Raw genomic sequence first — 13,056 nt, forward strand, 5'->3', positions numbered from 1 at the left:
GCTACCTTTCTGGTCGCAACTCGTGGAATATGCTCGCGGCACCGGCCGAGATGTGCCCGGTATCGGATCCCACGGCCAGCAGACTGGTTTTCCGGGCCAGTTCGGCGTTCATCGCCGTGATGTTCGGACAGAATATTCCGAAGGGCACATCCGCGGCGTGACATGCGCGGCGGACGCGATTCACGTTCTCGATCAGTGCGGGATCGGTCAGCTGGCCGAGTATCCCCATGCTTCCGGAAAGGTCGTACGGGCCGATGAAAATGGCGTCGATGCCCTCGACGGCAAGGATGTCATCGACGTTCTCCACCCCGTCCACGTCTTCGATCTGGGCGATGACCGCGATTCTTTCCGCCGCGCCGCTCAGATAGTCCTGGAAAGATGAGCCATATCCCTGCGCGCGTGCGATGCCCACGCTTCTCCGCCCGAGGGGTGGATACTTCGAGAATAGAATGGCCCGCTCCGCATCCGCTCTGCTCCCTACATGCGGGATGATCACCCCGTCACAGCCGGTGTCCAGCGCGTGTTTGATCCAGGTCTCCGAATTGTCCGGCACCCGTATCACCGCGTATCCCTGGGGCTGGAGAACCTCAATTATGCGCTGTGCGCTTTTAAGATCCAAAAGTGCGGAATGCTCAAGGTCGAGGAAGAACCAGGCAAATCCCGCGCGCTGCAGAATAAGCGCGACCTCGGGAGAGTCGAGGGTGATGAGCGTGCCAAGAAGCGGCTCGCCCGACTTCAGCCTGATTCTCAGATTCGTCACAGGGTCAGGCCTTTCCGCAAACTTTGATAGAAGGGGTTGGCGTCTATTTCTGGGTTTAGCTGGACAATCCGGTCAAGCCCCTGGGATCGGACCTGCCTACCCTCATTGATCTTCAGGGAGTCGTGCCAAAGAAGATTGTAGTAATCCAGCATCGCCTTTCCCAGCACCGGATCCGATATCAGAATCGAGTCCATCGAGCCCGTCAAGTTGACCGGCGGGAAGATGAACACGTAGATATTTCCGTCCTTGTACGTGATGTGCAGGCTTAACGGGTGTAATAATGGGCGAATACGATCCTGGTCGAAGATCGCGAAGGACACCCGTCCGGTTTGATGGAGTTCGCAGCTTCTCTCGACCAGCCAGGCGGATTTCTGGACCGTGTCAACACTGGCAATGCTACGAAAACTCCGGAGCTGGCTCTTCCGGTTCTTGATGCTACTGTGGACAACTTCGAAATACCGGTCCAGTTCTGGATGTTCTCCCTTTGCCGGAGACAGGTTCAAAGTGCTGACGGTGGCCGCGCCCACGGTTATCTCCACCAATTTCCGCAGAAACTCTTCACTGGTGGTGAACACCTGAACGCCCCGCGCCGGCTGATGCAACAGCCGGTCCTGGCGTTCCAGTATCAACTCTGATCGCCCGTAGACGTAGGCGATGAAGCTGGCAAGCGTACCCAGCAGATAACCTGCGACAAGATCAAGAGGCACTGGTACGGGTTCGTCCAGAAACAGGTTGATCAAACCCACAATCAAAGCAACGATGGCAAAGAGACTGGCCAGCCAGATTGACAGTTTTCCAGCAAGGCGTGTGCCGTCGTCACTCAATGTCCCGGATCGCCTGTCTGTACTCGGCAGAGATCAGATGCCCGAACAGTACGATGACCACAGTGTCGCCTTCAGGGTAGATGAAAGCTCTTGCGTCAGCAATAGAAATACCATGGAACCCATGCCACGTTGAGCAGGCTCGTGACATCACAATTATCCAGATTGAGGATTCGGCCCGTCACCCACCTCCCTTGCGATATGCCAATACCGCACTGCCCCTTTTTGCTGCGCCGGCGATCATTCGGATTGGATCACTTGCACTCCTGTGCCGAGCGCCACGTGAAAGATTCGTCCTCGGAGAGCGTGCCGTGCACGATGACCGGACGACACCTTGGCGATCCGCGTGAAATGTTCAGGCCGGGGCGATGGATTAATCTGTGGATCGGCTGGAGGGAGCTGAGTTAGGGTGCCCTTCGGTGATTCCGTACCCCGGCCACCAGGAGGTCCACGTCGTCGCCCATGATGGCGTCGACGCCGAGCGCCAGCGAGATCCGTACCGCGTCCTCGTCGTTGGTGCTCCAGGCCCAGATCGCGATGCCCGCGTCGTGCAGGGTGTCGACGAGGTGGGGGCTGATGAGCTCCCAGCGGTGCTGGATGACCGGGGCGCCCAGGGCGAGCGCCTGCCGTACGGTCTCGGCGGGGGTTTGCGTGCCGTGTTCGGGCAGGCGTTCGGGGGCGAGCAGGAGCGCGGGGACGGCGGCTTTGGCCGCGGCGAGCGCGCAGTGGTCGAAGGAGGAGACGAACGCCCAGCCGAGGGCGTCGTTGTCGGCGACCAGCCGGGCCAGCCGTTCGGCCACCCGGGTGGCGTCCTCGGTGGTGTCGCCCTTGGCCTCCAGGCAGAGCGCGATGCCCTCCGCGCGGGCCAGGTCGAGCAGATCCTGGGCGCGCAGCAGCCGCAGGCCCGCGAAGGCGGGACCGAACCAGCTGCCGGCGTCCAGTTCGGAGAGTTCCGCCCAGGTCAGGTCGGCGAGTGGGCCGGTTCCGTCGGTGGTCCTGTCGATCGTGGTGTCGTGCATCAGGACGAGTTCGCCGTCGCGGCTCAGCAGCGCGTCGGCCTCGATCATCTCGGCGCCCTTGGCGATGGCGGCGCGCAGGGACGGCATCGTGTGCTCGGGGATGTGGGCGCGCTGGCCCCGATGCCCGACAACAAGCGGGCGATCCGCGCGCAGCCAGGGGCCGCTCACAGAGTTGACCATCCAGGTACTCCCGCTTCTCGGCGTATTGACAGGTCAGCTACCGGGCGATGGGTGTGAGCCGTACGTCACTGAGGGAGGCGGTCCAGCAGCCCGAGCTGGACGGCCTGCTGATCCGGCGGCATGGCTACTCCCCTGCTTCAGAGCGGCCTGAACGTCAACCAGAGCGCCAGCACGCTGATCCGCGCGCACGGCTTCGTCTGCGGCCCCGAGAATGCGTGATGACCTGATGACCGGCGCCCTCATCCTGATCGTCATCGGCTTAACGTCACCTGGCTTCAGGGCTTCCGGAGGTCCCGGAGGTTCAGGGGCTTGCGGCGAACGCTTCCTTGAGCCGGGCGGCCACGTAGTCGCGCGCCTCTCCCGCCTGGTCGAAGAAGCCTGGCAGCCCGAAGAAGCCGTGCAGGCTGCCCGGATAGCACCGGTATTCGACCGGGATACCCGAGCCGCGCAACGCGTCAGCGTAGGCGGCCCCCTCGTCACACAGCGGATCACATTCAGCGGTCACGACGGTCGCTGCCGCCAGACCTGACATATCCGACAACTTCAAGGGAGCCAGCCTCGGGTCGGATGGATCCACCCCATCGGCATATTTCCGGATAAACCACGCCATCTCGGCGGCACCTAGTCCGAAGCCAGAGGCGTACGCGCCATAACTCGGCGTGTCCATGGCGACATCGACGACCGGATAGACCAGCACCTGATGGGCAAGCGCGAACCCCGCGTCCCTGGCTTGCCAGGCCACCACCGCCGCCAGATTCCCACCCGCACTGTCCCCGATCACAGCAACCTTCGACGCGTCCGCCCCGTAATGCTCCGGCCGCTTGAAGACATCCGCCAGCACTCCCCAGGAATCCTCGACCGCCGCCGGAAACACATGCTCAGGAGCCAGCCGATAGTCCACGGAAACAACCACAGCCCCAGTACGAACGGCCAGGTCCCGCGCCAGCGAATCATTACGCTGCACACTCCCGTAGACCCACCCACCCCCATGAAAATAAACAACCACCGGCAACGCCTCGCCCCCACCCAGATACCGATATACCCGAACAGGAACCCCCGCCACCAACTCATCCCGCACGACCGCCAACTCCGCGGGCGCCCCCCGCTGCTCAGCCATCACGTCCATCGCCCGCAACTGCCTGATCTCAGCGTCAGTGATCGTCTCCAGATCGACGCTCATGTCATTGGGAAACAACTTCAGATAGGCGACAGCCTGGGGATGCAAAGCCATAGCGGCACACTAACCCAACCCCAACCGATCTTGAATCCATCCCCCACGCCCACGCTGGGTCATCACCGCGCCCCAAGACTTGCCATCGGCCAGGGGCCCGTTCCCGGCAGGATGGCCGGGTGCAGGCGGCGGGGCAGGGATCGGGCCACGTCACGAGCGGAACGCAACAGGGCGGAGACCTGGTCGTAGTCATCGGGCCGCGACCGCAGACGACGCTCGCTCACCTGCTTTTCACTTCCGGGTGCTCCTGACATTGGCAGAGCGACATGATGGAATGGAATCGAGTCATGTCCACACAGGGTTTACATCCCTCACGATCCGAGGTGTAACGAGAGGTAACGAGCTATGGCCGGCAGCGGCGGCAACGCCCGTATGTTCTTGACGCGAGAATTGCGGAGTGCCCGGGAGGCGAAGGGAATATCTCGTGCGGCACTGGCTGGCAGGCTTTATGTGAGTGAGAGCCTGATCAAACTGTGGGAATCCGGACGCCGTGTTCCCACGACGGATGACATGGAGAAGCTGGACGACCTATTCGGCAAGAATGGCACGCTAGTCAGGTTCCGCGAGGATTTCGTCAAGGCAGCGGTCCCCCTGGAATGGTTTGGCCGCTGGTTGGAGATCGAGAGCCGCGCTACGTCTCTGTGGACGTTTCAGCCCATCGTTCTCCCAGGTCTGCTCCAAACGGAGAACTATGCGCGAGCAATTCTGCGCGGGGCCGAGCACGACGCCGACCTGGAGGAGATGGTGGCCGCGCGAATAGATCGGCAACGCATCCTGACCAAGGAGGTCGGATCACCGACGTTCGTAGCGCTCATAGCGGAAAGCGCGCTCCGGAACAACGAAGGGCCTAAGCGTTCTCAGCTGATGAGAAGGAGCAGGTGAGGACGGGCGGCGGACGGCCGGGTTGTGAACAGCGAACGCGACCCTCAATGATCTTGGGTGTCTAGTCCAGATCGATCATGAAGGTCGCGTCCGCGTGCCATCCAACACCATCGCCACGCTCACCCGCCACTGCCGGGCCACCCAGTCCTCCGGCTCCCCTGAAAACCTCTCCCGCCTGCCGGAACTGCCCGGCCTCGCCGACCTGCTCGACGCCGTCCCCGACCCTCGCAGCAGGCGCGGACGCCGCCACCGCATCGGCTCCCTGCTCGCGTTATGCCTGATCGCGGTTCTGTCCGGAGCCCGATCCCTGGCCGCGATCGGCCGGTACGCCCGCGACACCGACCCCGCCGTCCTGGCCGCGCTCGGCCTGACCCGCACGCACGGCCGCCTGGCCGCAAGCACCGTCGGCCGCCTCCTGGCCCGAATCGACGGCGACGCCCTTGACGCGGCCGTGGGCCGTTTCCTGGCGAGCTTTGCCGCCCCCGCCCTGACCGACAATCCAGGTCAAGCCCCCGCCAATGACCGTGACCTGCATGGACTCGCGATCGATGGCAAGGCCCTGCGCGGCAGCCGCACCACAGACGGCGCCATGGTGCACCTGCTGTCGGCGACCCTGCACGAGGGCAGGCTCGTCATCGCCCAGCGCCAGATCCGGGCCAAGAGCAACGAGATCCCCGCCTTCGCCCCGCTCCTGGCCGGCCTCGACCTGACCGGCACGGTCGTGACGGCGGATGCGCTGCACACGCAAAACGCCCACGCCGAGCAGATCCTGGCCCAGGGCGGCGACTACATCTTTATCGTCAAGGCCAACCGTCCCGCCCTGTTGCGGCAGCTCAAAGACCTGCCCTGGAGCCACATCCCGCTCGGGGACCGCACCACCGGGACCGGGCACGGCCGCGGCGAGATCCGCCGGATCAAGATGTGCGGCGTGCTGCCCGGCCTGCCCTTCCCCGGGGCCGTCCAGGCGATCCAGGCCAAACGCCGCCGCGTCCGCCGCACACCCGCAAGGACGAAGATCACCATCACGACCGTCTACGCCGTCACCAGCCTCAAACCCGGTCGTGCCACCCCCGCCCGCACCGGCGGACTTATGCGCGGTCACTGGCAGGTGGAAGCCCTGCACCACGTCAGAGACGTGACATTCGGCGAGGACGCCTCACGCGTGCGCACCGCAAGCGCGCCACGTGCCATGGCAGCCTTCCGTAACCTGGCGATCGGCTTCGCCGGCGCGCTCGGCTGGACGAACATGGCCGAAGCGGTGGAGCACTACCACGCCAACCCCGCTCACGCTCTCCAGTGGTTCGGGCTCACGATGTGAGAACGCTTCGGCCCTGCCGGAACAACGTCGGCGGCCCGAAGGTCATGATCGATCAGCTACAGCATTTCATCGAGGTGGCGGAAGAAGAAAACAACAAGATCATCATCCAGGTCATTCTCGCTTCTGCTCGGGTATGTGCCCGGTTCAACGCCCCATTTGTTCTTGCTGCATTCGATGGTGGCGAAGTCGCGTATCTGGGCAACGCCCTAAGAAGCGATGTGGTCGAAGACGCTGAGGACCTGGTCCGGCTACGTCGCTTGTTCGATGTCTACCGGGCGGAAGCGCTGCGTCAAGACGAGTCCATAACATTTATTGCAAGGGTGGTAGAAGAATGGAAGAACCAACTCTGACGGCATGGCGGAAGTCGTCATACAGCGATTCGACCGGTGGGGACTGTGTTGAGGTTGCGCGCTATGCTCACGGGTTCGCTGTTCGAGACAGCAAGAATCCGCAGGGCGAGCGCCTCTACTTCACTCCGGCCGAATGGATTGCCTTCCTCAAGGGGGTCAAGTCTGGAGAGTTCGACGACATGCCTTGACGTCCAAAGTCCTATACCGCTTCCGCCCCGTCGCCTTCCACCTCGATACGTTCGAAGATGTCGGCGTCAGTCTCTTTCTGCCATTCGGGCAGATCGTCCCAGTCAGCCACATATGAGGGCTTCGGGTCGTCAATGTGCTTGTAGATCTGGGCGATCCAGCAGAGCGCGACAAAACGGCCTTTCTGAGCGCGGGTGAGTTTAGTAGTGGTTCCACCGCTGACCGTAATGAAATCACGCACTTGCCCGTACACAGCCGCAGCTGCTTGACGCTCCCAGCCCGAAGTGTCCTGCCAGGGAGTGACGTATCCCGGTTTGGGCTCCCCAGGAAAGTGCTTACGCACTCCAGCGATCCACGCCTCCCGGAAGATCCGGCCCTGCTCGTCGGTCACAGTCTGCACCATTACTCCTTCACACTTAGGCATCAAGCACGACTACGTCGATGCGGTCGATGAATTCTCTGACGCGTTTGTCGGTGGCGAACGGGGTAATCCGATCCCGCAGCGACAGGAGTTTACGGCCGACATATCCTGCGGACTTGGTGTGCTCGGCGACTTGGGCTGCGGCGTAACCGTGTCGCAGGGCATGGTCCAGGTCGCCTTGCCGTAGACCGACCATGGCCAGGTCGGTCAGGACTGCGCTGCGGCGGCGCGGGGAGTTGGCCTGGTCCAAGGCCTGGTACAACGCGTTCTCAGCGGGGCCAGTCCGGCCGAGTTGCAGGTAGCAGGCACCGCGTTCCTCGGCGAGGCGTGAGCCGTCGAAACGGAGCCAGCCGCTGCGGGTGACCGGTCCGTTCAGCCCGAGGACGTGCTCGGCATTGTCCAATTGGCGGGCGCAGGCGTCCAACTCGCCGAGCCCGGCGAAAGCGTTGGCGCGTACTGCGGCCACCCAGTGCCGGGTCGACAGCTGGGGATCTCCGCGATCGGCTGCTCGGGCGGCTACCGTCAGCAGGGTTTCGGCTTCGTGGTGCCTGTGCTCGTACAAGCAGATGAAGGCGTGCCGGGTGAGCGCGCTGGCCAGGAGGTCGTAGGCGCCGACTTCGCGGGCGGCGCTGACGGCCAGGCTGTAGCAGGAGGCCGCGTCGGCGTATCGGTTGGCGTCGAAGAAGATCTCCCCCGCCAGCTGGAAGAGATCGGCGGTCGCCATGCACACTCCCCGATGACCTGCCATCGTTCGCGCTTGCTCCAGATCGCCGGTCAGGACGCCGAGCTGCCGACGAACCATCGGGTACACCAGCTGCTTGGACGACGACAGCGCGAAGAGCTGCCACAGGTGGTCATTGAGCTGCTCGTACTGGGCTGGGTCGGGTTCGGTCGTCATGGCCGAGTCTGGAGGTTGGCCCTGAGCGGGCTCGGCGTACGGCAAGGCGACAAGGGCGCCGGTGATGCTCAGCAGGCGGAGAAGATCACGGCGGTTCATATCGTCATCCTCGTCCGATTCGCTGCCCGGCACGACATGTCCGGCGATCGGATTGGCGTGTCCCGAGCCGGAGCGGGAGCTGACGTGGTGCTCGTTTTCGGCGGGCGAGACGAGGTTGTCCAGATCGGCCAGGCTCACTTGCAGGAGCCGGGCGAGCTTGGGGCGGATGTAGGGCTGCGGTTCGCATTGCCCGCGTTCCCATCGGGCGACGGTGGACCGGTCGGTTCCCAGCGCATCGGCTAAAGACTCTTGGCTGTAACCGAGCGTCCGCCGACGCTGGGCAAGGTCTTGCCGTCTGGTCATCAGATCTCCTGGGCACTGTCGGCCAAGGTCAGCGTAAGCGATGCGCCAGCGATGACCACTGGATGCGAGGCAAATGCCACAGAGATGCCCCATCCGCGCCCTGGCTCGGCCGTGCCGATCGGGAGTTGGCTGGAGCGCGGCACACCTGACAACGACAGGAGCTGGTCGATGGCCTCCACCCAGCACCAAACGGCCACACCCGCAGAACTCACCCATTCTGATATGGACTGCCGCTCGCTGCGGACAGGTGAGGCGGACGGGTTCTTTGCTGACCTGATGACCGGATTCGCCCCCAGCGATGTGGCATCAATGGTGGTCACACATGTGCTGCCGGGCCAAATGGACTTCTTGGCAGCGCTGAACCGGATCGCTGCCGTGGCCGCGGTACTGCCCAAGCCCAAGTCCGCCGACCACGCCACCCTGGAGGAAGTGGCCAGTCGTTACCAATGTGACGTCCTGTCCCGTGGCCGCTTCGCCGACCCCGGCTGGCTGGCCACCTATCTGGTCGACCGAGCGGCCGGAAGACGGCTGGTGCTGGCCGACATCGGCGGCTACTACGCGCCTGCCCTGGCCGCAGTCTGCTCGGCCATGCCAGGGACGATCGCCGGCGTTGTAGAGGACACCGAGAACGGACTCCGCCGCTATCTCGCACTCGGCGCGCTGCCTTGCCCCGTCTACAGCGTGGCCCGAAGCCCGCTCAAAGAACCCGAGGACCGACTCGTCGGCGAGGCGATCGTGTTCTCCATCGAATCGCTGCTGCGAAAGCTCGGCCAAGTCCTGGCGGGACGACGGGCGTGCGTACTGGGGTTCGGGAAGATCGGTGCGGGTGTCGCCGCCGCACTGCACGCCCGCCACGCCCAGGTGAGCGTGGTGGAAACCGACCCAGTCCGCCACGCCCACGCCATCTCGATCGGGTACGGATCCGCGCCGTTGCCCTGCGCGCTGGCAGCCGCGGACCTGGTGGTCTCCGCCACCGGCAGCCGCGCCATCGGCGTTGAGCATCTGGGGATGCTGCGGGAGGGCGCAGTCCTGGCCGGGGCGACCTCCGCCGATGACGAGTTCGACCTGACCGACCTGCACAGTCCCGCTACCGGATTCACCCATGAGGCACTCGTCGATGGCGCTGTCCGCTACCGCCAGGACGGCCGCTCGTTTGTCCTGCTCGGCAACGGCAACGCGGTGAACTTCCTGCACACCTCGGCGCTCGGCCCGGCGATCCACCTCATCAAGGCCGAGATCGTCGCGGCGATGGCTCGGCTGGCCGCCGAGCCGCATGAGCCGGGTCTGTACGAGGTGCCCGGCGACACCCGTACCCGCATCGCCGCCGCCTGGGTGGAAGCCTTCCGCCCGCACATCGCAAGGGCTGTTGGGGTGGCAGCGGAATGGGCGGCTCACCGGTGATCATCGCAATCGAGGGTGTGAGCTGCTCCGGAAAAACTACGTTGGCGACGAGGCTGGCGGACCCTTTCGGCTGGCAGGTGGTCCCGTGCTACTACCACGTTGCCGCTGACCCCGGGCTTCTGGGCGAGCCGCTTGCCACAAGCGAGGACGAACAACTCGCGGCGCTCACGGCGCATCTACTCGTCGAAGCCGAACGCCGCCACCGGGCCGACGCCGCGCTGGCCCGTGACGGCGCTGTCATCCTCGATCGCAGCATCGACACTCTGCTGGCGCACCTGACCGCCGTCGGCCAGCTCCAGGGGCTCGATGTCCCGGCCACCGTGTCTCGCGCACGGACCTTGATCGACCAAGCCGTGTCGGCCGGAACAGCTGTGGTACCCGATCTAACTCTCCTCTTGATCGCAACGCCTACGGCCTTGGCCACGCGCGGCGTGACCCGCCCGGACGTGCCGCGCCTCTACTACGACCCGAACTTCGCCGCGCACTTCAACCAGTATTTCGCCGACCCGATCTCGCCGCGCTGCATGCGATTGGACGCTAACGCCGACCCCGCCGCGTTGCTCTCCACGGCTCGCACCGCGATCAGTCGGACCGCTGGCATTCTGGCTGAGGAGGCGTGATCGTGTACGCCTTCGGACTCTGTGTCGATGAGCGGTATCTACTCCCGGCACTGGTGACCTTGGAGTCGCTGGCCAGGGTGCTGCCGACTGCGGACCGGCGTGATGCCGCAGTGCGTGTGCTGACCCTGGACTTGACCCGCCAGCACGCCGCCACCATGGCAGACCTCGCCACCCGGTTCGGGTTCGGATCGTTCGACCTGCGCTGGGCTCGTCCCGCCGCCACAGCGGTGATGGCGGACACCGCCTACATCACCGTGACCGCATGGCTGCGATTCCAGTTCACGCCCGCCTTCGTCGGCCGCCCCTACCTCATCTACGTCGACGCCGACACCTTGGTGATCGACGACATCTCCACTCCCCTGGATGGGCTGCCCGCCGATCGGCTGGGACTGGTCACCGACGAGTTCGCTCCCACTGTGGGAAGAGGCCAAGCCCTCCCTCGGCTGACACACGATCGTCCTGAGCTGGCAGGCCGCCCCTACTTCAACGGAGGCATGTGGTGGGCACCCACCGCGATGCTGGCCGCGGTGCGTCGCGGCGTACGCAACGCCTTGAAGACCGGGCGCCGCTACATATTCCACAACGATCAAGACGCGCTGAACCTATGGCTGCTGGCCGACGGCTCGGTTCACGCCGTGCCCCGCCGATTCAACACCTTCGAACTGGCACGGTTCCTGGAGCGCAGCGACTGGCCGCACCGCTACACGCCGCGTTCCCGGACCCCAAACGCCACCGATGCGGCCCTGTTGCACTTCGTGGGCAGCGCCAAACCGTGGCTTCCATCGACCCCGGTCACCCAGCATGTGCGGTTGTACCGCAACCACATGAACGCCACCCTGCGACAGATCCAGCGGCTCGGTGACCTCAGCTTCGATGCCCCTCGCTGGAGACGTCGGTGATCGCACTTGCTGGCAGGTTCATCGTCGACGCTGCCTGCCGGGCTCTTCTCGGTGCGCCAGCAGTCCGAGCAAATCAGCTCTCCGCGACGCCGAGCACGGCCGTCTACCGCGTCATCCTCACCAACCGGCAGATCCACGACAGCGTGATCATCAAGGTGTACGCCGGACGCGCTCAATGGAAGGCCAGCAAAGAACACCTCATCCTGGCCGAGCGGTCCGGTTGCCCCGCGTTCGGTGTACCGGACGTGGTAGCCAGCGGCCCGATACCCCGTCACGACCTGACCGCGCTCGTCCTGACCGACATCGGCCCCCACACCCTCCACCAGACCATCAGCGACGGCGTCCGCTCCCGCCGAGACGCATTGCGACTGCTTGGGCAGCTCCTCAACGCGTTCCATCATGATCCTGGCCGCAGAGCGGACCGTACCCGAACCCAGATCGTGACCCAGCTGGCCTTGGACGTGCGCAAATTGCGCGACCGATTGCCCGAAGAGGTGCTCTGGCGGGTGCGGCCAAGTCTTGATCGGCTCTGCCGTCCCGCCGCCCAGCAGAATGTCGTGAGCTGCCACGGTGACCTGCACTTCGGCAACGTTGTTCTCCGGACCGCTAACGCACTCCCGCATTTGATCGACTTCGAGCAGGCCACCGACGCACCCGCCGAGTACGACCTCGCCCAAACCGCGGTCACTACCGACGCACTCGCACCCGACGACCTCGCCAGCCTGATGACCGGCTACCTCGGCCCGACATCGCGTGGCCTGCTCACCGACCTGATCGTCTTCCACACACTGCGCGGCTGGTGGTGGGCGGCGCGGCAGGAAGATCGCGACGTCGCCCTGTGGCAAGACCGTCTCATCCAAGTCCTCGACCACTACACGCGACCTTGACCAAAGCGGCCATCCTATGAAGGGGAGACCGGCATGAATGAGCCGATACCCGAGGTGTCCATCGTGATCCCGGCCTACAACGAGGAACGCTACCTGCCCCAGTACCTGCCCACCGTGGTAGCCGCGCTGCGGCACTGGGAACAGGCGACCGGCGGTCGTGGCGAGATCATCGTGGTCGACAACGCCAGCACCGACGCCACCGCCAAGATTGCCGCCGCCCTCGGGGCTCGCGTCATCCTCGAACCCCAGCAGGGGATCGGCCGAGCCCGTAACACGGGCGTCACCGCAGCCTGCGGTGACCACCTAGTGTTCATCGACGCCGACGTGGACTTCCCGGTTGAGGGCATCGATGCCGCGATGCGGCACCTGGCCTCTGGGGCCTGCGTCGGCGGGACGATCCCCGCCCTGTACGAGCCGACCAAACTCGGCGCCCGGCTACTGGTAGCCGCCTGGGCCCTCTACCGCCGGCACTTCGGAGGCGCCCAGGGCGTGACCCAGTTCTGCACCCGGGACGCGTTCTTTACGCTGGGCGGGTATCGAAGCGAGTTGTTCATGAGCGAAGACGTCGACTTCTTCGCCCGCCTGATCCGCCTCGGCCGCCGACGACAAGCCCCGGTCGTCTACCTCACCCACCTGCGGGTCCGGCCGTCGCTACGCCGGTTCGAGCGATGGTCCAGCTGGCGCATGATCTGGCGGGCCAACCCGATCACCGCCCGGCTGTTCCTGACCTCCCAGCGGTTCTGGCGGCCCTGGTACGACACCACGGTCCGCTGAACGACAT

17 protein-coding genes are annotated in these 13,056 nt (G+C 64.8%); 9 read left to right on the plus strand and 8 right to left on the minus strand.

The genetic code is table 11. The features are described from left to right. Window position 1: 1 nt before the first annotated feature. The 5 genes from Amac_RS29875 to Amac_RS29895 form a co-directional block, all read right to left on the minus strand. A complete protein-coding gene (locus tag Amac_RS29875; RefSeq protein ID WP_155357750.1) occupies window positions 2–760 on the minus strand; it encodes an HpcH/HpaI aldolase family protein in 759 nt (252 codons plus the stop codon). Continuing rightward, entirely contained in the window at window positions 757–1,584 is an 828-nt protein-coding gene (locus Amac_RS29880; protein WP_155357751.1) for a hypothetical protein, read from the minus strand. Before Amac_RS29880 ends, Amac_RS29875 begins: the two co-directional genes overlap by 4 nt. A 401-nt stretch (window positions 1,585–1,985) precedes the next feature. After that, complete coding sequence (locus Amac_RS29885) at window positions 1,986–2,780, minus strand: glycerophosphodiester phosphodiesterase (RefSeq protein ID WP_155357752.1); 795 nt, start codon at window positions 2,778–2,780, stop codon at window positions 1,986–1,988. A 301-nt stretch (window positions 2,781–3,081) separates the two neighbouring features. After that, a complete protein-coding gene (locus Amac_RS29890) occupies window positions 3,082–4,011 on the minus strand; it encodes an alpha/beta hydrolase (RefSeq protein WP_155357753.1) in 930 nt (309 codons plus the stop codon). A 62-nt stretch (window positions 4,012–4,073) separates the two neighbouring features. Next, window positions 4,074–4,235 (minus strand): hypothetical protein, encoded by a 162-nt coding sequence (locus tag Amac_RS29895; RefSeq protein ID WP_155357754.1) that lies wholly within the window; start codon window positions 4,233–4,235, stop codon window positions 4,074–4,076. Window positions 4,236–4,383: 148 nt separating this feature from the next. Between Amac_RS29895 and Amac_RS29900 the strand changes: the two genes are divergently transcribed. The 4 genes from Amac_RS29900 (at window position 4,384) to Amac_RS29915 (ending at window position 6,749) form a co-directional block, all read left to right on the plus strand. Beyond that, entirely contained in the window at window positions 4,384–4,893 is a 510-nt protein-coding gene (locus Amac_RS29900; RefSeq protein ID WP_281356357.1) for a helix-turn-helix domain-containing protein, read from the plus strand. 94 nt (window positions 4,894–4,987) lie between these two features. Then, window positions 4,988–6,211, plus strand: a complete 1,224-nt coding sequence (locus tag Amac_RS29905) for an ISAs1 family transposase (protein ID WP_170322729.1) — start codon at window positions 4,988–4,990, stop codon at window positions 6,209–6,211. Next, window positions 6,208–6,561 carry a Scr1 family TA system antitoxin-like transcriptional regulator gene (locus tag Amac_RS29910; protein ID WP_281356355.1) on the plus strand — a complete coding sequence of 118 codons (354 nt, stop codon included), beginning with the start codon at window positions 6,208–6,210 and terminating at the stop codon, window positions 6,559–6,561. The genes Amac_RS29905 and Amac_RS29910 overlap by 4 nt, the downstream gene beginning before the upstream one ends. Then, entirely contained in the window at window positions 6,543–6,749 is a 207-nt protein-coding gene (locus Amac_RS29915) for a DUF397 domain-containing protein (protein WP_155357758.1), read from the plus strand. The genes Amac_RS29910 and Amac_RS29915 overlap by 19 nt, the downstream gene beginning before the upstream one ends. Before the next feature lie 11 nt (window positions 6,750–6,760). Here Amac_RS29915 and Amac_RS29920 read toward each other — a convergent pair whose 3' ends face one another. Genes Amac_RS29920 through Amac_RS53890 form a run of 3 tightly spaced genes read right to left on the minus strand, consistent with a single transcriptional unit; the run spans window position 6,761 to window position 8,788 of the window. Continuing rightward, window positions 6,761–7,138, minus strand: coding sequence for a hypothetical protein (locus Amac_RS29920; protein WP_246268790.1), 378 nt, complete (start codon window positions 7,136–7,138; stop codon window positions 6,761–6,763). Window positions 7,139–7,163: 25 nt separating this feature from the next. Then, complete coding sequence (locus Amac_RS29925) at window positions 7,164–8,468, minus strand: helix-turn-helix domain-containing protein (RefSeq protein WP_155357760.1); 1,305 nt, start codon at window positions 8,466–8,468, stop codon at window positions 7,164–7,166. Beyond that, on the minus strand, window positions 8,468–8,788 hold the full coding sequence (locus Amac_RS53890) for a hypothetical protein (RefSeq protein ID WP_170322730.1): 321 nt from the start codon (window positions 8,786–8,788) through the stop codon (window positions 8,468–8,470). The genes Amac_RS29925 and Amac_RS53890 overlap by 1 nt, the downstream gene beginning before the upstream one ends. A gap of 19 nt (window positions 8,789–8,807) precedes the next feature. Here Amac_RS53890 and Amac_RS29930 point away from each other — a divergent pair, with 19 nt between their 5' ends. The 5 genes from Amac_RS29930 to Amac_RS29950 are packed head-to-tail and all read left to right on the plus strand — an operon-like array spanning window position 8,808 to window position 13,049. Next, window positions 8,808–9,869, plus strand: a complete 1,062-nt coding sequence (locus Amac_RS29930) for an NAD(P)-dependent oxidoreductase (RefSeq protein ID WP_170322731.1) — start codon at window positions 8,808–8,810, stop codon at window positions 9,867–9,869. Further along, a complete protein-coding gene (locus tag Amac_RS29935; RefSeq protein ID WP_170322732.1) occupies window positions 9,866–10,489 on the plus strand; it encodes a dTMP kinase in 624 nt (207 codons plus the stop codon). Before Amac_RS29930 ends, Amac_RS29935 begins: the two co-directional genes overlap by 4 nt. Beyond that, on the plus strand, window positions 10,486–11,388 hold the full coding sequence (locus Amac_RS29940; RefSeq protein ID WP_218041372.1) for a glycosyltransferase family 8 protein: 903 nt from the start codon (window positions 10,486–10,488) through the stop codon (window positions 11,386–11,388). The genes Amac_RS29935 and Amac_RS29940 overlap by 4 nt, the downstream gene beginning before the upstream one ends. Further along, complete coding sequence (locus Amac_RS29945) at window positions 11,385–12,275, plus strand: phosphotransferase (RefSeq protein WP_170322733.1); 891 nt, start codon at window positions 11,385–11,387, stop codon at window positions 12,273–12,275. Before Amac_RS29940 ends, Amac_RS29945 begins: the two co-directional genes overlap by 4 nt. Before the next feature lie 33 nt (window positions 12,276–12,308). After that, a complete protein-coding gene (locus Amac_RS29950; RefSeq protein WP_155357764.1) occupies window positions 12,309–13,049 on the plus strand; it encodes a glycosyltransferase in 741 nt (246 codons plus the stop codon). Window positions 13,050–13,056 lie beyond the last annotated feature (7 nt).

Source organism: Acrocarpospora macrocephala, from assembly GCF_009687865.1.
GTDB lineage: Bacteria > Actinomycetota > Actinomycetes > Streptosporangiales > Streptosporangiaceae > Acrocarpospora > Acrocarpospora macrocephala.